At 61.0% G+C, this 23,732-nt stretch carries 24 protein-coding genes; 8 read left to right on the top strand and 16 right to left on the bottom strand.

Translation table 11 applies throughout. The features are described from left to right. Window positions 1–3: 3 nt before the first annotated feature. The 15 genes from HX898_RS13135 to speB form a co-directional block, all read right to left on the bottom strand. On the bottom strand, window positions 4–582 hold the full coding sequence (locus tag HX898_RS13135; protein ID WP_180194834.1) for a TIGR02444 family protein: 579 nt from the start codon (window positions 580–582) through the stop codon (window positions 4–6). Then, window positions 582–1,649, bottom strand: a complete 1,068-nt coding sequence (locus tag HX898_RS13130) for an ABC transporter ATP-binding protein (RefSeq protein WP_180194833.1) — start codon at window positions 1,647–1,649, stop codon at window positions 582–584. Before HX898_RS13130 ends, HX898_RS13135 begins: the two co-directional genes overlap by 1 nt. Continuing rightward, complete coding sequence (locus HX898_RS13125) at window positions 1,646–2,677, bottom strand: ABC transporter ATP-binding protein (RefSeq protein WP_180194832.1); 1,032 nt, start codon at window positions 2,675–2,677, stop codon at window positions 1,646–1,648. The genes HX898_RS13130 and HX898_RS13125 overlap by 4 nt, the downstream gene beginning before the upstream one ends. Window position 2,678: 1 nt before the next feature. Continuing rightward, window positions 2,679–3,602, bottom strand: coding sequence for an ABC transporter permease (locus tag HX898_RS13120; RefSeq protein ID WP_171600188.1), 924 nt, complete (start codon window positions 3,600–3,602; stop codon window positions 2,679–2,681). Continuing rightward, entirely contained in the window at window positions 3,599–4,594 is a 996-nt protein-coding gene (locus tag HX898_RS13115; RefSeq protein ID WP_138331788.1) for an ABC transporter permease, read from the bottom strand. The genes HX898_RS13120 and HX898_RS13115 overlap by 4 nt, the downstream gene beginning before the upstream one ends. 67 nt (window positions 4,595–4,661) lie before the next feature. Continuing rightward, window positions 4,662–5,600 carry an isocitrate lyase/PEP mutase family protein gene (locus HX898_RS13110; protein ID WP_180194831.1) on the bottom strand — a complete coding sequence of 313 codons (939 nt, stop codon included), beginning with the start codon at window positions 5,598–5,600 and terminating at the stop codon, window positions 4,662–4,664. A gap of 144 nt (window positions 5,601–5,744) precedes the next feature. Further along, complete coding sequence (locus HX898_RS13105; protein WP_180194830.1) at window positions 5,745–7,358, bottom strand: ABC transporter substrate-binding protein; 1,614 nt, start codon at window positions 7,356–7,358, stop codon at window positions 5,745–5,747. 107 nt (window positions 7,359–7,465) lie between these two features. Then, the gene (locus HX898_RS13100; RefSeq protein WP_180194829.1) at window positions 7,466–8,041 is read right to left on the bottom strand and encodes a UbiX family flavin prenyltransferase; all 576 of its coding nucleotides are present in this window, start codon (window positions 8,039–8,041) and stop codon (window positions 7,466–7,468) included. Next, the gene (locus tag HX898_RS13095) at window positions 8,038–9,480 is read right to left on the bottom strand and encodes a UbiD family decarboxylase (protein ID WP_180194828.1); all 1,443 of its coding nucleotides are present in this window, start codon (window positions 9,478–9,480) and stop codon (window positions 8,038–8,040) included. Before HX898_RS13095 ends, HX898_RS13100 begins: the two co-directional genes overlap by 4 nt. A gap of 156 nt (window positions 9,481–9,636) precedes the next feature. Continuing rightward, the gene (locus HX898_RS13090) at window positions 9,637–11,487 is read right to left on the bottom strand and encodes a LysR family transcriptional regulator (RefSeq protein ID WP_180194827.1); all 1,851 of its coding nucleotides are present in this window, start codon (window positions 11,485–11,487) and stop codon (window positions 9,637–9,639) included. Between the two features lie 278 nt (window positions 11,488–11,765). Continuing rightward, window positions 11,766–12,737, bottom strand: a complete 972-nt coding sequence (locus HX898_RS13085) for an ornithine cyclodeaminase family protein (protein WP_180194826.1) — start codon at window positions 12,735–12,737, stop codon at window positions 11,766–11,768. Window positions 12,738–12,894: 157 nt separating this feature from the next. Continuing rightward, window positions 12,895–13,542, bottom strand: a complete 648-nt coding sequence (locus HX898_RS13080; protein ID WP_180194825.1) for an amino acid ABC transporter permease — start codon at window positions 13,540–13,542, stop codon at window positions 12,895–12,897. Then, window positions 13,539–14,207, bottom strand: coding sequence for an amino acid ABC transporter permease (locus HX898_RS13075; RefSeq protein WP_018243904.1), 669 nt, complete (start codon window positions 14,205–14,207; stop codon window positions 13,539–13,541). The genes HX898_RS13080 and HX898_RS13075 overlap by 4 nt, the downstream gene beginning before the upstream one ends. Before the next feature lie 143 nt (window positions 14,208–14,350). After that, a complete protein-coding gene (locus HX898_RS13070) occupies window positions 14,351–15,148 on the bottom strand; it encodes a transporter substrate-binding domain-containing protein (RefSeq protein WP_171600182.1) in 798 nt (265 codons plus the stop codon). Between the two features lie 84 nt (window positions 15,149–15,232). Further along, complete coding sequence (gene speB / locus HX898_RS13065; protein WP_180194824.1) at window positions 15,233–16,294, bottom strand: agmatinase; 1,062 nt, start codon at window positions 16,292–16,294, stop codon at window positions 15,233–15,235. Between the two features lie 261 nt (window positions 16,295–16,555). Here speB and HX898_RS13060 point away from each other — a divergent pair, with 261 nt between their 5' ends. From HX898_RS13060 to HX898_RS13035, 6 genes are all read left to right on the top strand, one after another. Continuing rightward, window positions 16,556–17,632 (top strand): extracellular solute-binding protein, encoded by a 1,077-nt coding sequence (locus HX898_RS13060; protein WP_180194823.1) that lies wholly within the window; start codon window positions 16,556–16,558, stop codon window positions 17,630–17,632. Window positions 17,633–17,725: 93 nt separating this feature from the next. Beyond that, window positions 17,726–18,610: an ABC transporter permease gene (locus HX898_RS13055; RefSeq protein WP_180194822.1), complete on the top strand. Its 885-nt coding sequence runs from the start codon at window positions 17,726–17,728 to the stop codon at window positions 18,608–18,610. Continuing rightward, a complete protein-coding gene (locus HX898_RS13050) occupies window positions 18,607–19,446 on the top strand; it encodes an ABC transporter permease (protein WP_180194821.1) in 840 nt (279 codons plus the stop codon). The genes HX898_RS13055 and HX898_RS13050 overlap by 4 nt, the downstream gene beginning before the upstream one ends. Before the next feature lie 10 nt (window positions 19,447–19,456). After that, window positions 19,457–20,521: an ABC transporter ATP-binding protein gene (locus HX898_RS13045; RefSeq protein WP_180194820.1), complete on the top strand. Its 1,065-nt coding sequence runs from the start codon at window positions 19,457–19,459 to the stop codon at window positions 20,519–20,521. Window positions 20,522–20,654: 133 nt separating this feature from the next. Continuing rightward, window positions 20,655–21,524 carry a LysR substrate-binding domain-containing protein gene (locus HX898_RS13040; protein WP_027666886.1) on the top strand — a complete coding sequence of 290 codons (870 nt, stop codon included), beginning with the start codon at window positions 20,655–20,657 and terminating at the stop codon, window positions 21,522–21,524. A gap of 127 nt (window positions 21,525–21,651) precedes the next feature. Continuing rightward, a complete protein-coding gene (locus HX898_RS13035) occupies window positions 21,652–22,005 on the top strand; it encodes a RidA family protein (protein WP_012759284.1) in 354 nt (117 codons plus the stop codon). A gap of 128 nt (window positions 22,006–22,133) precedes the next feature. Here HX898_RS13035 and HX898_RS13030 read toward each other — a convergent pair whose 3' ends face one another. After that, entirely contained in the window at window positions 22,134–22,625 is a 492-nt protein-coding gene (locus tag HX898_RS13030) for a hypothetical protein (RefSeq protein WP_180194819.1), read from the bottom strand. A 315-nt stretch (window positions 22,626–22,940) separates the two neighbouring features. Here HX898_RS13030 and sdhC point away from each other — a divergent pair, with 315 nt between their 5' ends. After that, window positions 22,941–23,336 (top strand): succinate dehydrogenase, cytochrome b556 subunit, encoded by a 396-nt coding sequence (sdhC, locus tag HX898_RS13025; protein ID WP_138331774.1) that lies wholly within the window; start codon window positions 22,941–22,943, stop codon window positions 23,334–23,336. Between the two features lie 10 nt (window positions 23,337–23,346). Then, window positions 23,347–23,727 carry a succinate dehydrogenase, hydrophobic membrane anchor protein gene (sdhD, locus tag HX898_RS13020; protein ID WP_018448193.1) on the top strand — a complete coding sequence of 127 codons (381 nt, stop codon included), beginning with the start codon at window positions 23,347–23,349 and terminating at the stop codon, window positions 23,725–23,727. Window positions 23,728–23,732 lie beyond the last annotated feature (5 nt).

Genomic DNA, 23,732 nt, shown 5'->3' with positions numbered 1-23,732 from the left:
TCCTCAATGCGCATGATGGGGAAAGCCGTGGCACACGGCTTTGGTGGCGTCTCGAAGCCGCCCGATCAACGCCCCTGCCTTGGATTCCGGCATGGCAATCGTTTCGAGATAACGGGCCGCCAGCCCGCCCGGCCCTTCGAGCGGGAGAAAGTCGTCGGCCAGACGCCGGACTTGCAACCGTTCCGCCTCCAGCTCCGCTGCCTTGATCTGCTCGTAAAATTCAATCTCTGCCACCTTCCTGCGGCCTTGACGCAGGGTTAGCCGAAGATGCCGCAACGGCAGGACGAAAAGCGAGCGCCATTCGCCGGCACGTTCCAGAAGCCGCTGCATCTCGCCGTCATCCGCGCCGTGTCCGTCACTATCTGCAAGAGCGAAGAACAGCAGGGACGGCACGTCCACCGCGTGACTGTTCTGGGCTTCGAGGCACCAGGACGCGATGCCGGGCTCGCCGTAGAGCCGGACCATGACATCGAACACATTGGCACAGAAAGCAGCGCGCCTCGCAGCTCCGGTATCCTGTTCCGAGCGCGCGTTGCCGCTTGCCAGCCTCTTTTCTTCGAATGCATCAGGGGCTTTTTCCATCACGCTTGTTCCGCCGTCTTCATTCCGGGCGCCGGCTCGTCGTGAGGGAAATGACAGGCCGCGAATTGGCCGTAGGGCATCGCCGCAAGCTTCGGTTCCTGCGCTGCACAGACCGCCTGAGCGCGTGGGCAACGCAGGCGGAACCGGCATCCGGACGGCGGCGCGCTCCGCGACAAGGCCTGCGTCGGGGTTGCGCTCGGCACGATCTTCCGGCTGGCATCGGGAACCGGGACTGCTTCCAGCAGCATGCGGGTATAGGGATGCGCCGGACGCTGATAGATGGCATCGCCGGTTCCGATCTCGACGATCCTGCCCATGTAGAGGACGGCGACCCTGTCGCTGACATTGCGCACGACGGCGAGATCGTGGGAAATGAAGATCAGCGCCAGGTTACGCTTCTGGCGGATATCCTGCAGAAGATTGATCACATGCGCCTGCACCGACACATCAAGAGATGCAACCGGCTCGTCGCAGACGATCAGCTCCGGCCCAACGGCGAGCGCCCGCGCGATCGCAATGCGTTGGCACTGGCCGCCGGAAAACTGATGCGGCCTGCGGCCCTCCACCATCGTCCGGCTCATGCCGACATCGTTGAGCGCACGATCGACCCTTTCCAGTCTTTCCGCTTTGCGGATGCCCTGGATCTCGAGGCCTTCTCCGACGATATCCTGCACCTTGCGGCGGGGATTGAAAGAAGAAATCGGGTCCTGGAAGATCATCTGCAGTTTGCTGCGGATGGCGCGAAGATCGGAAGCAGACAGGTCGGCAAGATTTAGGCCGTCATATTCGACGTGGCCGTCGATACGCGTGTCCGCCTTCGGCAGAAGCTTCAGGAGGGCACGGCCGATGGTCGTCTTGCCGCTGCCCGACTCTCCGACGAGACCGAGCGTTTCCCCAGGAGCCACGTCGAAGGAGACGCCGTCGACCGCAACAAAGATCTTGCCGCCGCGCCGGTATCTGACCGAGAGATCGCGTACCTTCAAAAGCGCGTCGTCGCGCAGGAAAGCAGCGAAGGCATGCGTTGCGGCACTTGTATCGACGGCCTGGCCGGAAGCCTCGTCATTCATGACAATGCCCTCCTTTCGACCGCAGTGTCGGCTGCATCGCCGGTTTGAACAGGCACATAGCAGGCGAAGCGGTGCTTGCCGTCCGCACTGGTCGTCATCGGCGGCATCGAGACATGGCAGCGGGCCTCGGCGGCGGGACAGCGCGGTGCGAACGGGCATCCCGGCGCGGGGTTGGCAAGATCGGGCGGACGGCCCGGGATCGTGCGCAGTTTCGTATGAGCCGGCTGGTCCATGCGCGGCATCGCCGAAAGCAGAGCCTCGGTATAGCGATGGCGCGGATGGGAAAAGACGGTGTCCGTCGGACCGTATTCCACGACATGCCCGCCATAGAGCACGAGGATGTCGTCGGTGCGGCCTGCGACGACGCCCAGATTGTGCGTCACCAGGATCATCGACATCTGCCGCTGCTGCTGGATAACCTGCAGCAGATCGAGAATTTCCTTCTGAACCGTCACATCCAGCGCGGTCGTCGCCTCGTCGGCGATCAGCAGATCCGGCTGGCAGGCAAGTGCCGTGGCGATCATGATCCTCTGCTTCATGCCGCCCGAAAACTGATGCGGATAATGCCCGTAACATTCCGCGGCATCGGGAATGCCGACGCTTGCCAGCAGTTCGATCGCGAGCGCCTTCGCCTGCGCCTTTCCAAGCCGCAGATGGAAGCGGCTCGCCTCTTCGATCTGCCGCCCCACCCGCACGAACGGATTGAGGGATGTCATCGGGTTCTGGAAAACCATCCCGAACTTGCGGCCGAGAAAGGCGCGGCGTTTCGTCTCGTTAAGCGTCGACAGATCGGTCTCGTCGGCGAGGATGCGACCGCTGGTTTTCATGCCCTCCGGCGCAATGCCCATGATCGTCTTGACCAGCATGGATTTGCCCGCGCCGGATTCTCCGACGATGCCGAGCGTCGTGCGCGGCGGGATGCTGAAGCTCACGTCGTGCAGTACGCGGATCGGCCCGAACGGCGACCTGAAATGACAGGAGAGCTCGTGACAATCGAGGACCGGGGTGGTGTTCGCTGCCTCATTCATATCAGAGTTCCCTGCCGCGATGGTTCATGCGACGGGCCAGACAATCCCCGACCGTATTGAGCGAATAGACCGTCAGCACGATGGCGACGATCGGTCCGAAGATCAGCAGTGGAAAGCGGCTGAGCAGGTCGGTCGAGCTGGCGATCATCCCGCCCCAGCTCGGCGCCGGCGCCGGAATGCCGTAACCGAGAAAGCTCAGCGATCCCTCGGTGATGATCAGCCCCGCCATCAGCGGCGGAACGATGGCCGTCAGCGCCGGAACGAGATTGGGCAGGATCTCGCGCAGCAGAAGCCGCATGTCCGACGCGCCCATGGCGCGTGCTGCCAACACGTAATCACGGTCGTTCTGGGCAATCACGCCGCCTTTGGCGATGCGTGCATAGGTTCCGATGTCGAGCAGGCCAAGCGCCAGCATCATCGTGAAAACCGAATTTCCGGTCACCGATATTAGCGCCAGGATGACGAGGATCGGCGGAAGCGACGCCATGGAGTTGGCATAGAGATCGACGATCCGCTCGACCGGGCCGCGATAGAAGCCGGCCAGCATTCCGAGGATCATGCCGATCACCAGCGAGATCAGCGTCGCGACCGAGACGATGGCGAGCGTCGTTCGCGCACCGTAAAGCACGCGGGACAGGATGCTGCGCCCGAGCGCATCGGTTCCGAACAGGCCGTTCAGGCTCCATTCCGGGCCTTGCGAGAAATCGCCATAGGGGAAGCTTGCCCGAACGAGACCCGGAATGAACTCCACGAAAACCGAGGAGACGATCAGGGCCGCCAGGAACACGAAGGCGAACCATTCCATCGGATGGCCGCTCGGCATGCGGAAACGCGCGGTCTTCGGCATCGCGGCATTCAACGTCTCTGCCAATGCGACCGTTTCGCCGGGCACGAGGTCCGTTTGTGTTGGCTGGAGGCGGCTCATGACACGTCCACCCGCGGATCGATAAGCGCGTAACCGAGATCGACCAGGATGAAGATCACGACGAAGATCACCACTGTCAGCGACAGAATGGCTTGCATGACGGGCAGGTCGTGGCTGCTGACCGCATTGAGAACGGTCCAGCCGATGCCGGGCACCGCGAAATAGCTCTCGACGATGAAGGAACCGCCGAGCAGATAGGTCATGGACAGGCCCATCACCGTCAGCACCTGGGGAGAGGCCGGGCGCAGCACGTGGCGCATCAGGATGTAACGCGTCGGCAGGCCCTTGGCTCTGGCAACGAGGACATAGTCCTCCTGGAGGATCGCGACGAATTCGCTGCGGCTCACCCTGTAGAAATAGGCTGCCTGGTGCACGCTGAGGCACATGACCGGCAAGGCGACGTAATAGAGATTGCCGATCGGATCGTCGCTGAAGGTGACCCAGCCGGTCGCCGGCAGCCAGCGCAGCACGATTGCGAAGACGAAGCCGAGCAGAACCACGATGACGAAAGTCGGGATCGACAGCATGACCGAGGAGACCGCCCGCAGCACCGTATCGACGATGCCGCCCGACCGGCTGGCCGTATACATGGCGAGCGGCACGCCGATCAGGAGCGAGACGAACATCGCAAGCAGCGCAATCTCGAACGTCACCGCCGCCCGGTCGACCAGGAGTTTTGCCACGGACTGCTGGCTGAACATGGTCTGCCCGAGATCTCCCTGAAGAAGCCGCCCGAGCCAGCCGAGATAACGTTCCCAGACCGGCAGATCGTAACCGTAACGGCTGTTCAGCGCATCAATCTGCGCCTGCGTCGCGTTCTCTCCAAGGATGAGCTGCGCCGCCGACCCCGGCATCAGGCTCGACAGAGCCGTCGCCGAGAACGTCACCAGAAGGAAGACCGGAATGCCGGCCAGAAGCCGGACGCCAACCGCTTTCAGATAGGAGAGCTTGGCAATTCGCAACGATCGGACTCCGATTGTTAGGTGGAACATCCGATGCCGGACTGGACCGGCATCCGGATTTCGCAAAACGAGACGGCAGAGCGGCCGGTCTCCGGGATCAGAGCGCCTTCCATCTGTCCTCGGCATCGAGCCAGCCGCTGTCCCGCTCCAGCGAGGCTTTCTGCTCGGCAGGCGTCATGCCGCCCATGCTATGCTCGTCCGCATAGCGCGTGCTGCGGTCCTTGAAGACATGCCGACCGTAATCCATCATGCCATACATCGATCCCTTCTCGAGATAGTGCATGGTCACCAGGTTGAAGCCGAGCGCCTCGATTTCCTCAAGCCGGACGAAGGGCACGCCGTTGACGGTCGCGACATCGCCGAACATCTTCCAGCCGGGCAATTCCTTGGCCACCTTCCGGCATTCCTCCAGCGTGCGCAGGCCGTGCACATAGGTCATTTCAGCACCGAGTGCTGCGGCGCGCACGCAGCGTTCGATAGCATCGTCCAACCCCTTTTCGAGCTTGGATTCGGTGCGCGCTATCACCACGCAATCGCTGCCTTGACAGGCTTCGATCGAGGCCTTGATCTTGGCGAGCCAGAGCTCCTGCGAGACGACCTCATGCGGCACGTTGCCATCGACCTTGCCGGCCAGCGTCGCCGCCTCCATGGCGCGGCCGAACCGCGCATAGCCGCGTTCATTGGGCGTATCCTCGATCAGGATCGCTCCGGCGCCGGCTTTGGCGAGACGATAACAGGTGCGGAAGGTTTGGACGACATCGCCGAAGCCGTCATCGGCATCGATGACCAGCGGCAAAGGCGAGTAGTCGGCGATGCGGTCGGTCGCGTAGACCAGTTCCTCCTGATTGTGCAGGCCGAGATCCGGCACGCCGGACATGCTGAATCCCAGTGAGGCGCCGCTGAGCAGGATCGCCTCGAAGCCGGCCATTTCCGCCGCCTTGGCGGAGTAGCAATCCCAGACGCAGGGCGTGAACACCTGCTTGCGGGAAACCAGATCCCGAAACCTCACCTTCTCGCGATTGCCGATCATCGTCATCCACCTTTTCCGATCGCCCCGCGTCGCAGGGCTCATTCTGTCGTCTTCACGTCTCTGGCGTGTACGGTCGTCCAGCCCATCGCCCGGCCTTCGCCGCCCGCCCGGATCTTCCGAGCGAGCCTGCGCGTCTTGATCCGGGACCTGCTATTTCTGGCAGGCATCCGCGCAGACGTAGAGGAACTGCTTTTGCAGGATGCCGCCATTCGAGGGAACGACGCCGCCGGTATTGTTGCGCAGCAGCAGCGAGCGCGTCTGTTCCCCGAAGATGTAGACCGGCATTTCGGTTGCAACGAGCTTCTGAACCTTGACATAGGCGGCTTTGACAGCAGCAGGGTCGAGGGTGGAGCTGGCCTCCTTCAATGCAGCGTCCATCTCGGCGCTCTTGTACTGTCCCCAGTTGAAAGCTCCGCCGGAACTCAGCAGATTGGAAATGTTCGGCTCGGCACCGTTCGACACCAGCACCCCGCCTTCGACGCAGATGTCGAAGTCGAGCTGCGTCTTGCACCGCTGGATCAGCGAGGCCTGGTCGACCTCGACGATCTCGGCCGAGGCGCCTTCATAGCCGGTCAGCACCTGCTGGATGTAGGCGGCAAGACGCTTCAGGTCCGAGTTGGTATAGGTGACGATCTTGATCGAGAATGGCTTGCCGTCCGCCTTCAGAGCATCGAACAGTTCCTGCGCCTTCTTCGGATCATAGGCTGGAAGAGATGAAGCGCTGTCGAAATAGGGCGAATTCTCTCCAAAGTAATTGCTGGGTGCCTTGTATCCGGGCATCTGCGTGAAGGCCTGCATCAGCCGCGCGCGGTCGATGGCGGAATAGAAGGCCTCGCGGGCGCGAACATCCGTGAAGATACCCTTGGCCTGGTTGAGATAGGCGCGGTTGATGCCGCGGATCGGGATCTCGCGGGTCGCAACCCCCGGCGCCGTTGCGTTCGAGCCGAACTGATAGGGATAACCGGCCATCATCGTTGCGCCGCCCTGCACGACGGTGGCGATGCGGCTGTTGGTTTCGGGAATGATCGCAAACTTGATCGTATCCAGATAGGGGCGCGGCTGATCCCAATAACCGGGATTGCGGGCCATGGTCATCGATATGCCCTGGTTCCACTCGGTCAGCGTAAAGGCGCCGGCGCCCACCGGCTTGATGTCGGTCTTTTCCTTGGCGGCCTTCAATGCTGCCGGCGAGGCGATGAAGGGGCACAGCTCGGCGACCTGGGCTGCGAAATTGGCGTTCGGGGAGGACAGCTTGATCGTCAGCGTCTGTGGATCGACGACGGCGATCGCCTTGTTCCAGGAAGAGATGAACGGTTGCGCCGGCGAAAGCGTGGCCGGATCGGCGGCGCGGTCCCAATTGTATTTGACGGCTTCCGCGTCATAGGGCGCGCCGTCCGTGAACTTCATGTCCTTGCGAAGCTTCAGGGTCCAGGTCACGGCGTCGCTGCTGGTCAGGCGTTCGGCCATGCCGCCGGTCACGACGCCCTTGTCGTTGACGTAGACGATGAAGCCGTAGACGGCGTCGAGCACATCCATCGGACCGCCGGGATAGGTGCCGGCGGTGATCGCCGGATCCCAGCTCTTGATGTCCGAACCGTTGATGATGGTCATCGTGCCGCCGCTCACGGGTTTTTCCGTCTGCGCACTCGCGTGAGACGCGGCGAGCATCACGGGTGCGGCCGTCGTCAGCGACAACAGCAAGGCGGCGGCGCCGCCGCGCATGAACAGGCTCTGCAACCTTCTGGAACGATTGTCTGACAACATCACTCTATCTCCTTTTTTTGAGTTCCCCTGGGGGAGTGATTGTGCGTCGTTGTTTTGCATGCGGTTGACATGATGGCCCGGCAGCTTTCAGCGCTGCTCTTCATGGCTCAGTCGCTATAATCCTCCGTCCAGCGCCTGACCGTCGGATGATGAAGCCCGAATTGATCCAGCGCACGCCCCACGGTCTGGTCGACCATTTCGGCGATTGATTTCGGCAACGTGTAAAAGCTCGGCACCGGCGGCATGATGACGGCGCCGTTGCGTGTTGCTTGGTCCATCAGCGCGATATGGCCCGCATGCAACGGCGTTTCCCGCACCATCAGCACCAGCCGGCGGCGTTCCTTCAGGCAGACATCGGCGGCGCGCACGATCAGATCGTCAGCATAACAATGCGCGATCCCGCTCAGCGTCTTGATCGAGCATGGCGCAACCAACATGCCGTCGCACCGGAAGGAGCCGGAGGCGATCGAGGCGCCGATATCGCCGTGGCTGTAGACCCGGTCGGCGAGGCCACGGATTTCGTCCGCGGTCTTTCCCGTCCCTTCGGCCAGTGCCGTGCGGATCGCCGAGGGCGATATGACGAGATGCGTCTCGACATCGTCGAAATCCCGGAGCATCTCCAGTGCACGCAGTCCGTAGATTGCACCGGAAGCCCCTGATATGCCGATGATCAATCGTCTCAAATCAGTATCTCCGGCTTGACGCGCAACAGCAGCTGGCGCATCCGTTCGTAAGAATCCGGCGGCGGAAGCGCCTTGTCGAACCCTTCACTTCGATCGCCTGCCTTCATCGTGGCGTCGTAACCGACCTTGGCGATCACGCCGCCGTCTTCCTGAGGCTCGGACCGGTCTGCCGGAAGGTCCGTGACGATGAGAATGTCGCGCTCCGCGCGCATGCGCGTCATCTTCGCCAATTCGACGGCATCGAGATCCCACGGGTCGACATCGCTGTCGACGATCGTGATGTTCTTGACGATGCTGACCGCACCCCAGCAGATCGACATGATGCGGCGTGCCTGTCCCGGGCGGGGCGCATCGATCTGCACGACCACATTGTTCCGTCCGCTGCCTGACGCGGTGACGGCAACCTCGCCGACATTGAGAACGGACCGCCGGATGACGGCCTTGAGGCTGGCAGCGATCGGCACCGCGCCGAGATAGAGGTGCTCCATATGGTAACCGGGCTCGATCACCTGCAACATCGCGTCGGAGCGGCAAGTCATGCATTCAAATCTGACGCGCACCCCGGAACCGTAGTCCTCGTACATGCCGTGATATTCCGAGACCAACCCTTCAAGGATCGGCTCGTCGATATGAATATGACCTTCGAGCACGATCTCCGCCTCTGCAGGCACGGCAAGATCGATCGACTTGCAGCGGACAAGGCGCACCGGCTCTCCGAGCAGCGATCCGGCGCAGTGCATTTCGTCGTCACCGAGCCCCAGATAGAAGCAGGCGGCAAGCTGAATGGCTGGATGCGCGCCGAGGACGACGGCGAAGGGGAGCGGCTCGCCTTTGGCGCCCGCCTTGCGGGCCATGATGGCGAGATGATGGTTCGGTGCAATTCCGATCATCGCCTCGTTCGGACCAAGCACCTTGATGCGGGCATAGGACGCGTTGCCCAAGCCCGTTTCAGGGTCACGCGCGACGATCAGACCCGCGGTAATGTAGGGACCGGTCTCCTTGGAAAAGAACGTTGGGACTGGAAGCCGGGTCAGGACGTCGTCCTGGAAGAGCTGTTGCTGTACCGGTGCATCGTCCACGAATACCGGCGGCACCGGAGACGCGATCGAGGACAGCAGCTTTTCCTGGATATCGCTTTTCGCAACGTCAAGCGCCAGGGCGACACGATCGAGATCCGACAGGATGTTGCCGAAGATCGGCATGTCGTGACCTTTGATGCAGTCGAGCCGCACCGCCGCCTTTTCATCGACGATGGAAAGAATGGCCGATACGTCGTGGATCGGGTCGACTTCCTCCGAAATCACCAGCAGCCGACCGCGACGGTCGAGCTCCTGAAGAATGCCCCGACACGACTGATCGCTTTCGCTGCGTGGCATTGCAGCGCCGGCCGTCCTGGATGTCATGGCCGCGTTTTCAAGCGGATCAGGGTGATCATTCATCCGGCAATCCTGTGAAAGTCATTTTCGAGGGCTGTTTTGATGCGGCAAGTATCAGCCGCAGGCCGGAGGCTGGGTAGCTCGAAAATCATGAATTGGAGGATAGGAAAATCAGAATGCTCCGCGCATGAGCGCGATTCGACACGATATGTTTTTAGATCACACCTGTCGGCCGAAGACGGCAACGAGTGACTGGATCATCGTCCGTTCGGCCTCGGACAGCGTCCTTTCGCCGGAGAAAATCACCGAGAGGTTTCCGGCGATGACGTCTTCCGTAATTGGCGCCGCGGTGAGGCGCCCGCTGTCGATATCCTGCTGGACCGAGGACACCGGCAGGACCGTACAGACCGGCAAACGGCGGACCATGGCGATGGCCAATGGCAGAGAACCGACGTCCATGACCGGCTCGACACGCAGATGCCGCGCGCTGGCGGCTGCCATGAACGCCTGATGGATACTGAGATGCTTGATTCCGAGAACCAGCGGAAATCCGCAAACTTCGGCCAGTGGAATCTCCGTTCGACCAGCAAGGTCCAAGGCCGGATTGGCAATGACCGACAGGCGCTCGCTCGGCCCGAGATGGATCCGGGTCATCTGCGTCTGGACGGCACCGACAATGGCCAGATTGAGCTCTCCCGCACGTACCTGGTCGTGAAGCACAGCGTTGGAACCTTCGATGATTCTCAGCCGGTATTCGGGATGGCCAAGGCGGGTTGCCGTCAGTGCCTGCGCCACCTTGTCGGTCATGACGCTGTCATGCCCCGAACTCGGCAGCATGCCGATTGAGATGGTCGCCTGTGTGTGGGCGGCAATATCCAGACTAGCCCGAACGAGGCTATCGATGCGCTCTTCGATCTCCAGGGTGAAGGGAAGCAATGCCTTGCCGGCCTTCGTGCTCTCGGCACCGTTGCGCCGCCGTTCGAACAGGGGTTGCCCGACAACTGCCTCGATCTTCTGAATCTGAGTCGAAACGGAAGGTTGCGTAATATGCGCCGCGCGCGCCGCCGCCGAAATACCTCCGCTGAGATGCGCAAGGTTGAAGTAGTGCAATTGACGTGCCGTCAACTGCGGTCGAAAGACGATATTGGCCTCCGTTGCCTCCAGATTTTTCTTGAGGCTACAAAGCAGGGCGGACACGACCTCCTGGTCCGGCCCGTTTGCGCGCACGCCCAAGGTGCTCGACAAAGGCGGAACGAGGGGCTCCAGATGCAGGCGCGCCAGTCCGAGCCGGTCGGCGACCATGCTGCGGGGCATTAGGAACCGCATCTGCGGAAACTCGTTGAGCAGCCGATGAAGGTCTGCCGGCTCCTCATCCATCAGGATCATGCGATCGTGGATGCCATGCTCGTCCGCATATCGGATGACGGCATCGCGAAGTGCCTGACGCATTTTCAAAACGACAAATTTCTGATTGGGGGAGCGAAGATCAACCGCGGCCTCCGCCGTTCCGACGGAAAACCAGACCTCATCGTAAAAGGGCGTCATCGCAGGCAGGTTCGCAGATGGCACGCCGGTCATATAGCCGACTTCGATTTCCATCGAACCCGTGCTGCCCGGGATTTCCGCGGCCCTGTCATCAACAAGGGATTTTCCTCGCCCGTCTGCAAATATCACGTCGATCAGCAGGTCGGGCCGCTGGCGTTCCATATCTTCGACGGTACGTCCGATCGCCTTCGAAAATCGACCGATGGAGAAACTGAGATCGAGACGAATATCGATGCGAAGATGGTCCGTGTCCCCATTCCTCATCCGGCGCACGAACCTTTCGCGATGAAGGATGGCCGTTGCCTGCTGAAACAGCCAGAAGGCTGCCGGTAAAGGACTGAGGTGACCGCTTTTCCGGATGAAGAGCTTGAGTTGAAGTTCATTTTCCAAAGTACGCAGACTTGATGTCAGCGCCGAAGGAGCAATCCCAAGCTCGCGCGCGGTCTCTGCCAGCGTCGGGCTCTGACAGGCCAGCACGAAATGGGCCAGTTGCTGGATTTCGATGCGCGGCGGATTTGTATTCACTGCGGGTCTATATCGGATTGCACAAGGAGCTTACCCGACTATGGCACACAAAGCACTATACCGCACGAATATCAGCGCCGGCCCGTTGCTTCCCCTTCGCCCACCGAACCGACATAGGTCGGTTTCGGACTTTGGTCGGGCGCAGCACTGGCGATCGAATCCCTGGACATGCCAGGAGCGTCGAACCGGGAGCCCGTCTATTGAGGGTGCTCATTCCTCCTTAGAAAAATCGAGAATCTCCCGTCCCGATCATTCGCGATCGCCCGGATCAAAAGACGTCAACCTGCGCTCAAGACTGCCTCATACACCATTGTCGCGGCGGCAAGATCAGCCAACGCCGTTCCGACTGCCTTGTAGAGAGTGATCTCGTCATTGGACGTTCGCGCTGGAACATCCCGGCGGCACAACTCGTCAAGTGTCGCACGCACCGTATCTGCAGCAATGACGCCCGCCCTGATCGGCTGAACCAGATCGCCCGCTTCGTGAAGGGCTTCGTGCGTGTCGATATAGACCGAGGAGCGCCGAAGCGCCTCGTCATCGGCCTCGCGCATCGCCGGGGTGAAGCCGCCGATCAGATCGACATGGGTGCCCGGCCGCAGCCATTCGCCGCGGATAAGCGGTGCGGTCGCCAGCGTCGCTGCGCTGACGATATCGGCTTGCCGCGCCGCAGCTTCCAGATCGGTGACGGCAGTGGCCCGGAGCCCCCGTTGCCGGAGGCTCTGTGCCAGCCGTTCCGCACTGGCGGGATCGATATCCCAGATATCGACATCGGCGATCGGCCGGACGGCGCCGTAGGCATCAGGTATGAGGCTCGCGACGCGGCCTGCGCCGATCACCAGCAGACGGCGTGCGTCCTGTCGCGCAAGATAATCCGCGGCAAGGGCCGATGCCGCTACCGTGCGGCGCGTGGTGATCGTGTTTCCGTCAAGCAGCGCAAGCTGCATCCCGGTCCGGCCATCATAGAGCATGTAAGTCGAGGTCAAACCGGGAATGCCGCGCAGCGTGTTGCCGGGAAAGACGGTGACGATCTTGATGCCAAGGTAGCGCTCCGACCGGTGCGTTTCATGCCAGGCCGGCATCAGAAGCAGCGTCGCATCCGGCTCGCCGCTGTTGGCCATCGTGTGGTGATGTCGTACCGGCACGACACAGCCTTCGGCAAATGCTTGCCGCAGGGTCGCGACCAGCGCGCCGAAAGGGAGGAGCTCGCCCGTTGTCCGGGCATCGAGAATACGGATTTGTGTGTCGGTCATTGAAGCGATCTCCCGGTAAGTTCTGACTGCTGGATAAAGCGAGCTCTCTATGATTGAACGAGAGCCGCGTCGCCGCTGTGCGGCGTACCGGCTTTTCAACCGGCATCGGCCTTTGGACACTCCGTTGCGATCGGAATGCGGAGCAACTCGGCACCGCTCAGCCAAACGCCGCTTTCTTCTCCAGCATCCTGGCGTATTGCGTCAGCGGATAGCACAGGGCGAAGAAGATCAGCGCGACGAGACCGTAGACCTTGAAAGGTTCGAAGGTCGCGTTGTTGATGGCGTTCGCGGTTTTCAGCAGTTCGTCGAAGCCGAGGATCGAGGCCAGTGCGGTGCTCTTGATCAACTGGACCAAGAACCCGACAGTCGGCGCGCGCGTGATCCGGAAAGCCTGCGGCAGGATGACAAGGCGAAGTTCTAGGAGACGATGCAAGCCCAGGCTGGCTGCGGCGTCCCATTGGCCGCGGGGCACCGCCTCGACGCCGCTCCGCCAGATTTCCGCAAGATAAGCGCTGGCGTAGAACGTCAGGCCGCAGACGGCGGCGGTCCATGCCTCGATCCGGAAACCGAGCATCGGCAGGCCGAAGAACATCAAAAAGAGCTGCATGAGGAGCGGCGTTCCCTGAAACAGGGCTATGTAGCCGGACGCGAAACTGCGCGGCCAGCGCGTTTTCGATATCCGCGCAGACAGGATCGCCAGGCCAACGATGGCGCCGCCGGCAAAGGCTGCGAGCGAAAGCATAAGGGTCCAGCGTGTCGCGAAGACAAGATTGCGCAGAATGTCCCAGAAGGTGAACTCAATCATGCCAGACCGGCTCCCAGAAAACGGCGTTTCCCGGCGAAAAGCAGCCGGCGAAGTGCGGCGGACATCGAAAGGTAGATCAACGTCGCCACCAGATAGGTCTCGAAGGAGCGGAAGGTGCGCGACTGAAGCAGATCGGCCTCCTGCGCCAGCTCGCGGACGGATATTTGCGAAACCACCGCCGATTCCAGCATCATGATGATGACCTGGCTCGTCAGCGCCGGAAAGATGATGGCGATCGCCTGCGGCAGGATGATTTTGAAGAACACCAGCCGGGGCCTGAGGCCGAGTGCCTGCGCCGCCTCCTTCTGGCCTCTCGGTATGGCATCGAGCCCGGCCCCGACCACCTCGATCGTGTAGGCCGCCATGTTGAGGGTCATGGCAAGGACGGCGGCAGAGATCGGATCGAGGCGAATGCCGAGGCTAGGCAAGCCAAAGAAGATGAAGAACAGCTGCACCAGGAATGGCGTATTGCGCATGATTTCCACATACAGGCCGACGACCTTGCGCAACCATGGATAAGGTCCCCGGCGCGCGGCCGCGCCGAGAACGCTGAGAACGATCCCGAGGACCGATGTGGAGGCCGTCAGTGCAAGCGTCGTGCCTGCGCCATAAGCCAGAGCTCCCATTCCGTCCCAAAGCCAATTGAAATCGAGGCTGTATCTCATCGCTTGTCCTTTGGAGCCGGATGATCTGGGCCGGGTCGGCCCGAAATCTCGATCCGCCTCTCAACCAAAGAATTGGAGCATGATGCCACGGAAATCGCTTACAGTTTCGGCATCATGCTCTGGTGAGTGGGAGGCCGTCTTCATCAGTCCTTCAGGTTCTCAGGGTTGAGCGGCGCTTTCAGCCAGCTCTTCGAGCTTGCGTCGAGCGAACCATCGGCGATCATTGCGGCGACGCTGTCATTGACGACCTTCTTCAGGCCTTCCTCGCCCTTCCGGAGCGCGATGTGCGAGGGAGAGCTGAGGAGCTGGAATTTCTGCTCCGGCTTCAGCTCGTCCTGTCGTGCCAGAACCTGCGCGCCGACATCGTTGCCGACGACCATCAGCTGGGTCTGGCCGGATATGAAGGCCTGGATGACCGAATTATAGTTCTCGAAACGCTGGATCGCGGCCGAGCCGGGGGCGACGGCCGTCAGCGACGTGTCTTCGAGCGTCCCACGATTGACGGCAACGGTCTTGTCGGCGAGGTCTTCCTTGCCGCTCACCTTCAGCGCTGCCGGACCGATGACGGCGATGTAGTAGGGGGCGTAGGGGGCGGCATAATCGATAACCTCGGCGCGCTCCTTCGAATAGCCGACGCTCATCAGCAGGTCGACGCGGTCGTCGTTCAGGTAGGCGATCCTGTTCTGGCCGGTAACGCTCACCAGATTGAGTTTCACGCCGAGCCCGTCGGCGATCTTCTGGGCGACGTCGACGTCATAGCCCTTGATGCTCATATCGGCGCTTGCCGAAGAGAAGGGCGGGAAATCGGAGAAGATGCCGATGTTGATCTCGCCTGCGGCCTTGATATCGGCAAGTTCGTCGGCCTGCGCGGCCCCTGCCAGGATGCCGAACACAGCAATTGCCGCGGTGGCAGTGTAGCGCAATTTCATAAGAGCAGTCATGTCGTTCCCCTTTTTGAGACGTGTTGTGCGACAGGTGATGGATGGCAGCGGGCACGAGGCACGCTGCCGGTGTGAAGCTGGTTCTCAGGTGATCTTTGTCCTGACCGCGGGACTGAACATCGCGAGGCACAGGAGTTCGAACACGACCTGCGCGGCGATCTGCGCGGTGTTGGTGGTATTGTCGTATTGCGGCGCGATTTCCACGACGTCGCCGCCGATGAGGTTGATGCCCTTGAAGCCGCGCAGCAGGGTCAGGACCTCCCTCGGCTGAAGCCCGCCGACTTCTGGCGTGCCGGTTCCCGGAGCGAAGGCCGGATCGAGGCTGTCCACGTCGAAACTGAGATAGGTCGGACCGGCGCCGACCACCTCCAGAGCCTTTGCGATCACGGCCTTGAGGCCCATCTCCGCCACCTCTTCCGCATGAATGACGGTCATGCCGGAGGCAAAGGAGAACTCCCAGAGATACTCGCCGCCGCCACGGATGCCGATCTGGATCGTACGCTTCGGATCGAGCACGCCTGCCAGAACCGCCTCGCGGAAGGGCGCGCCGTGATGGAACTTCGAGCCCTCATAGGGACCAGCGGTGTCGCAATGAGCGTCGATGTGGATCATGCCTACCGGCTGGCCGGCCGCCAGGCCCTTGAGGATGGCGCCGGAGATCGAATGGTCGCCGCCGACCGACAGCGGGATGACCCCGGTTGCCGCGATCATCCGGTAGCAGGCCTCGATGTCGGCATGGCATTCGGCCAGGTCGAACCGGCTGCGCATCGGCACGTCGCCGACATCGGCGACCTTTAGCCCTCCCATTGGCGCGACACGCAGAACATGCTCGTAAGGGCCTATACGCTCGACAGCCCGGACGGCCCGCGGCCCCAGCCGCGCGCCTGCGCGATTGGTGACGCCGAGGTCCATCGGCACGCCGATCAAAGCCACGTCAAGCGCCTCAAGCACCTCGGGCTGCAAGCCGTTCTCGATGAAACGGGCATCCAGAAAGGTCGCAGGATCGGCGAAGGGCCATTTGCGGCTGTCGCCGTCCTTGAATACGCTCGCCGCCACGGCGCGGAAGTGCGGATCTTCCATCTCTCCGCCTGCAGCGCTGCCGAAGCGCTTTCTCAAGTCTTCCAGAAAATCCCGGTCAATGGTCAAGGCAGGCTCCCACGGTATTGATGCTGCCGTCATCATCAGCGCCGCCCGCTTCTCTTGGAACCGCGAAAATTCGAGAGGGGATATAACGATTCTTGATAGACCAGGTCTGCCGAGGCTCCGCGAAGCCGGTAGTGCGTTCATCCGGACGTTCAGAAAACTTTATAACCCGGCGAGAATTTTCCCACTACCGCGGTTGGTAACCTCCAAGCAGTCTCCGATGCGAACGGTCCGGCAGAGGGCCGACAACAAAGGGGACCTACCATGTTGCACGATATGACACGCCGCCGCTTCCTCGGATCCGCCGCTGCCGCGGGGATTGCCGGCACGATGACCGGGTTTGCGAGATCCGCCGCAGCCGGCAGCGGCAATCTGACCGTCGTCGAATGGGGCGGCGATGTCGTCGAAGCGATGAAACAGATTGCCGCCGACCAGAATGCGGCGACATTCAACTGGGTTCTTCATCAGGGCGGCGCGGGCGCGATCCTGCCAAAGATCAAGGCCGTCTGGCCGAATGTCGACTACGACTACGTCGCCGGCTGGGAAGGCTCGTTCAACAGCATGGTGAAGGAGGATTGGCTCGAGACCATCAATCCTGCCGATATTCCCAATCTTGCGAATATTCCCGAGAAAATCATCATTCGTGACGGCAAGGGCAACATCAAAGCGGTCCCGCGCGCAGTTGGCGGCATGTATTTCGGCGCCCGAACCGACACGGCTCCGATCGCCGTGAAGACCATCGATGATCTGCTGAGCCCCGATCTCAAGGGTGCGATCTGCTGGCCGGGCCCGACACAGAGCATGATGCTCCAGATTGTCGCGCTCGCCCTTCACGCCGGCGGCAGTGAAACGAATATGGAACCCGGGTGGAAGCTCATGACGGAATTGGCGAAATCCGGCAATATCGGCCGCGTCGCCATCACCGATATTGACTTCACCAATTCGCTAACGTCGGGCGAGACCTCCGTCGGCTTCTTCGCTGAGCCCGGCTGGGCGGCCGTGGCGAAGAACTTCCCAGTTACGCGTTTCACCAAGGACAGCAACTTCAAGGCCTTCCTCTACCAGAGCGGTTTCGGCGTGCTGAAGAATAGACCGAGCACCAAGGCAACGCTCGATTTCGTCAACTTCGCGATCAGCCCAGACATGAATTCGCTCTACGCCAAGGTGGCTGGCGAAGCGCCGTTGAACAGCAAGGCGGTCACGCCCGACAACCTCAAGCATCTGTCCTTCACGTCGGACGAGTTTTCGAGCTTCGTCTATGTGCCGGACTACAATGTCGTTCTCGAACAGCAGGATGCCTGGTCCAAGCGCTGGGAGCAGGACATCGCCCCGTTGCTCTAAAGCGTGTCGCGGCAGGTTGCCGAAGGCGCGGGCGCGGCTTCGGCAATCTCCCTTTCTCATGGCCCGCAAGGGCGAGGAAAAGGCTGTTCCACCATGACCAAGGTAAGGCGGCAACCCGTTGCCATTTCCATTCCGGATCGCCGAGATGCGGCCCTGACGCTGGGGCCAGCCCTCCTGGTGTTCGCATTCGGTTTTCTGTCACCGCTCATCAACCTGGCAATCGAAAGCTTGAAGGAGTTTACGCCGGGGCGCGTCGGCTCCGTTGAAAATGCCGCAGCAACGGTCCAGAACTATTACGAGCTTGCAAACCAGGCGTTTGCAAGTGTCCTGCTGACGACCTTCTGGATCGGTGGAGTTGCCGCGATCATCGGCCAGCTTGTGGCATTCCCGCTGGCCTATTTCATCGTGCGGCGCATTTCGCCGCGGATGCGCACGCTCACCCTCGGCTTTTTGATTACGCTTGTTCTTTCCAGCGTCCTGATCAAGACATATGCGATCGAACTGACCTTCGGGTCGGTCGGCATCTTCCGCCCCTTCCTCTTGACACTTGGCCTTTCTCCCAACAGCCGCGAATATATCAATATCGTCGTTATTGCGGGTCTGGTTCACTCGATCATACCGGTCGCAACGCTAACGCTGATTGGCGCGATGCAATCGATCGATCCGCGTCTGCTCGATGCGGCCCAGTCGCTGGGCGCGCCGGGATGGAAAGCCCATCTGTCGATTACGCTTCCCCTGAGCTTCCCGGCTCTGATCTCAAGCACGCTTGTGTCGCTGACTTTCGCGATCAGCGCCTTCGTCATTCCCATGGTGCTCGGGAGGGGCAGGGTGCTTTTCATGTCGAACGTCATTTACACCCGGTTCAGCGATATCGCCAACTATCCGAGCGGCGCGGCGATCTCGCTCGTCATGCTTGCCGCGGCCTTGGCGGTCGTCGCTATCATAACCTTTGCGCAGGCCTGGAAGGTTTCCCGATGAGCAGACAGTCTCTTGCAGCGCGAACCGGAGACCGGATCGCCGCTTCCCTTGCCTACGGTGTCATCGGCCTTGGATTGGCGTTCCTCGCCATCCCGTTGGTGATAACCTGCCTCATGGCTTTCGACGCCAGGACCTACCTCGGCCCGATGCCGCCGCCTGCCCTGTCGCTTCACTGGTTCGAACGGCTGGTCTCCCAGGCGGATATCCTTGCCAGCCTGCGCACCAGCCTCATCTTGGCGGTACTCACGACGGTTCTGTCCGTCACGATCGGAACTGCGGCGGCTGTCGGTCTTGCCCGGGGCAATTTTCCAGGAAAGGCAGCGCTGACTTCGGCCTTTCTCTCGCCACTCATCGTCCCGCCTGTTGTCATTGGATTCGGTCTGCTGCTTTTCCTTTCCAAGGCCGGCATCACAAATGGTATGGCGCGCCTGCTCCTCGGCCACGTGATCATCACGTTGCCCTATTGCATAAGGACCAGTCTCGCCAGCCTTCTCGGCAGCGACCAACGATTGACGGAAGCCGCAATGGTTCTCGGCGCCACCGAGCGCCAGGCCTTCTGGACCATTACCCTGCCGCTCATGCGGACGGGCGTCGTCACCGGCGCGATCTTCGCCTTCGCAATTTCGATGGATGACGTATCGATCAGTCTCTTTCTGAGCGATCCGTCCGCAACGACCTTGCCTGTTACGTTGGTCAGCAACATGCGCGCGGCTTTCGATCTGACGATCGCGGCAGCGGCCGTGGTCCTGATCGCCGTCACCGCGTTGCTGATCGTCGTGCTGGACCGTGTCGTCGGCTTCGACACCGTCGTCGGTCAGGGTTTGTTTCGTTCATGAGGACAATACGATGATTTCTGCCGTGGAATTTCAAGGGGTCAGCAAGCGCTTCGGCGAAACGGTCGCCCTCGCTAATATCTCCTTCTCGGTGAACCCAGGTGAAACAATCGCACTGCTTGGACCGAGCGGCTGCGGCAAGACCACCATTCTTCGGCTCATTGCCGGATTCGAGCGTCCCGACAAAGGCTCGATCTTGATCGACGGTGAGCCGATGGCCGGATTGAAACCCTATGAGCGCAATGTCGGGCTGCTGTTCCAGCACTACGCTCTTTTCCCGCATATGACCGTCGAACAGAACATCGGTTACGGACTTCGCCATCGCAACCATCCGCCGGGGCAAATGCCGCGCCGCATTGCCGAGATGCTGGAGCTCGTCCGGCTCACCGGTTTCGGACAGCGGCGGCCGCATCAGTTGAGCGGCGGCCAGCAGCAGCGTGTTGCGCTTGCGCGGGCGCTCGCCACCCACCCAAGCCTCCTTCTTCTGGATGAGCCCCTGTCGGCCCTCGACGCCAAGCTTCGCCATGAGCTGCGTACCGAATTGAAGGATGTGCTCGCGGCGGTCGGCTCGACCGCCATCGTGGTAACCCACGACCAGGAGGAGGCGATGAGCCTGGGAGAGCGCATATTCGTGATGAACCGTGGAGCAATCATGCAATCCGGCAGGCCGGATGATGTGTATTGGCGTCCAGACTCGCGTTTCGTCGCGGATTTCATGGGTCGGACGAATTGGATTCATGGCTCAATTTCGGCCGCAGGCGGAACGGCCGGCAAATTTCGCTCCGAATCCGGCTGGGAGTTTCCGGTCGCGTCCACGGGAAGTCTTTCAGGCGCCGCCGAGATTTGCGTGAGGCCGGAAAGCGTCGAGATATCGTCCGGCGCTCCGGCTGTCGGAGCCATGCCCGGACGCGTTGCCGACGTCGTGACACTCGGTGCCTTCAGACATGTCGTTCTGGACCTCGCCAGTGGCGACCGCATAATCTCGGCTTGCCCGAACCGCCCAGACATAGCCTTCGCTCGCGGGCAGGAGATCAGCGTTTCCATTGCCCCCGAGGCATGCGTCCTCTTCGCGCGATAAGCTGGCATTGACCGGGCGCAGCTTGCGCCGCGCCCGGGGGCTAAGGGTCACCAGTTGCCGGAAGGACATGGTTCGTCCAATATCCGCTCATAGGCGGAGAGGCCCTCGGCTCTCGAGCGCCACAAAGTATGGAATGCGGCCTCTGATGCTTGATCTTGATTCCTATCTGCTTCGTGCATTTCTGACCGTCGCGGAGATCGGCACCGTCAATGGAGCTGCCGTCAAGCTGAACAGAACGCAGGCGGCCGTGAGCATGCAGATCCGCAAGCTGGAGGAGCTTGTCGGCGTTACGCTGTTTTCGCGTTCGTCAAAGGGCCTCGAGCTCACGAGCCATGGGCAGATCATGCTGGCTTATGCCCGCGAAATGGTCGCCCTCAGCGACGAGGTCGGGAAAAGGCTGACAGGCAAGATGATCGAGGACCGCATTCGCCTCGGCGTCGTTGAGGACTTCGCAGCCGGCCACCTGATCGACATTCTTAGTGCCTTCAGAGCCCAGAACCCGAAGGTCGAGATCGACATCATTGTCGAGCCGAATCGCCGCCTCGCCAAACTGTTTGAAGACAGGAAGCTCGATCTCGTGGTTTGCGACATCACCTGCCTCTCGCGAAAACCGACCCTGATCTGGACCGAATATTTGATGTGGACGGTCAGATCCGACTTCGTGGCGGATACGGAAAAACCGCTTCCGATCATCATGTTCGAGGAGGAGTGTCCCTGGACGCTTCCGACGATTGCGGCGCTGTCCCAGCGGAACATCAAGTGGAAGACGGCGTGCGTCGCATCGACGCTGGTCGCCATGGCGACCGCGGTTCGCGTCGGTATCGGTATCGCGCCAATGATGCTCACGACGAAACCGGAGGGCTGCCGGACGCTTGACAGATCGGCGGATCTGCCCGGTCCGGTGCGCATCGAGATCGGTCTCTATGCTCAACCCGAAACGGCCGAAGGCGCGCGCTACCTTGTGGACTTTATTTCGCGGCATACCGCCATATTGTCCAGCTAGGAGCGTTCAGCTTCCATTATATCGGGTCAATTTAATTCCCTCTACCGGAGTGGCCAGCGAAGCCCCACAGTGATCCATGAAGGGTCGACGGCCCAATCTCAAGCATTGATGGAAGTCTGCGAATACGATGATGGGGCAAGCCAAAGTTGACGAAACTCTCCTCGCAGATGCCGCCTATCTGCCCGGCCAGGTCGCAAACCTGACGAGGGGAGCGAGCGTGACGGCGCAGACCAACGAAATACTGGAGCGCATCAATGACATGCTGCTGCGCGAAGGTACCGACAAGTCAGAGATCATTCTCGCCAATATCTGGCTCAGGGACCTTGCCTCATTCGAGGAAATGAACAGAGCCTGGGATGCTTGGATGCCGGATAGCGGGACGCCACGGCGGGCGACGTTTGAGGACAAGAATCTCCCGCCGATGTGTGCCATCCGTATCGACGTAGCCGCGTCGCGAAAGAGTGGGGCCGGGCAAATTTGAGCCGCTTGCGTTCGTCATCGTGCTCTAAAGTGCGTCGCGATCTTTCAGATTCGCTCCTCGCGCTTTAGGTCTTTGTTTTTACGCATGTCGTTGTCGCAAAACCGCAGCACACTTTTGCGCGACATGCTCTAAGGCCGGATGACGCAGACATTGGCCTCGTAGGCGCAGGGATCGTCCTGCACTGCAATATCGATGACCTTTGCCTTCGGGGCCAGCGGCTCAGGCCGCGCGGGAGGATAGAAGCCGTAGCGCTCGCCGCCGACATAGGTTCCGCCATCGGCCTGATAGACGTAAGACGTGCCGGCATAGGTGTCGCCGCCGCCGCCCTGCGCCTGGGGTACGACGACGATGATATTGTTGCGGGTGACGCGATTGGTCGCCGGCGATGAAAACTGTTTCAGGAACGGCATCCGTTCTTTGCGGTTCCCATATCGATAGGCATTGTCGAAACGGATGCCGCGATTGCGCCAGTTCACACGTTCGCCGAGAAGCAGTCCGCCATGAAAAGCGTGGCGGTGGTCGGAAAAGCGACGATCATGACGGCGGTCGCCGGCTTCGGCGGGAAGTGCAGCGAGTGCGGACAGGGCAAGCAGGGCGACTGCGGACAGACTGCGAAACATGGGTGGCCGGCCTCCGGAATTCCGATCCCTAACAAATCGTTAACGCCAGATTGCGCCAAAAGCCGGAGCTTGTCCATTCAGGTCGGGCAACCGGCACAAAATTTGAGCCGAAAAGACCAGTTTCTTTAGCCTGCAAACTTCCCGGTAACGCGAATCGATTAAATTAAAAGCAGACAGCGATTGTGCTTGTCGTCGGCGGTTCCGGTGATTAAACGTCGCAATTGATGCAACGCACACAGAGAATTTTGTCATTCGTGTGGTTGACTGAGCATGCTCCGAAATCCGGGAGCGCAGAGAAGCCGCCGCGAGGTTCTGATGGCGAACGTGACAAATAACCGGCCCCTATCGCCGCATCTGCAAATCTACAAACCTATTCCCACCATGGTCATGTCCATCGTCCACCGCATTACCGGTGGCGCGCTCTACGTCGGCACGCTGCTCGTCGCCTGGTGGCTGATCGCGGCGGCAAGCGGACAGGGCTCCTATGACTGGGCCAACTGGGTGCTCGGCAGCCTTCTCGGCAAGCTCGTGCTTCTAGGCTATACTTGGGCGCTGATGCACCACATGCTCGGCGGCTTCCGCCACTTCATGTGGGATCTCGGCTATGGCTTCGGGAAAGAGTTCTCGACCAAGCTCGCCATCGCCAACATCATCGGGTCGCTCTGTCTGACCGTGTTGGTCTGGGTGATCGGCTTCCTCATTCGCTTCTGAAGGTCCCCTCATGGATATGCGCACCCCCCTCGGCAAGGTTCGCGGGCTCGGCTCCGCCAAGGACGGCACGGATCATTTCTGGCGCCAGCGGCTGACGGCCGTCGCCAATGTTCCGCTCATCCTCTTCTTCGTCATCTTCATGCTCGCCTATGCCGGCGCGCCCTATGCGGATGTGGTTCGCGCGCTGTCGAACCCCTTCGTCGCGGTGGTCATGGGGCTGATGGTGATCTCGGGCGTCATCCACATGAAGCTCGGCATGCAGGTCATCATCGAGGATTACGTGCACGGCGAATTCGGCAAGATCGTTCTCCTGATGCTGAACACGTTCTTTGCGATCCTGATTGCCGGCCTCTGTCTCTTCGCCATTCTGAAAATCGCATTCGTAGGATAGACTGA

It is taken from the genome of Rhizobium sp. WYCCWR 11128 (assembly GCF_013416305.1).
Taxonomy (GTDB): Bacteria; Pseudomonadota; Alphaproteobacteria; order Rhizobiales; family Rhizobiaceae; genus Rhizobium; species Rhizobium indicum.
The sequence above is the reverse complement of the archived record's forward strand: the minus strand, read 5'-3'. Positions and strand labels throughout refer to the sequence as shown.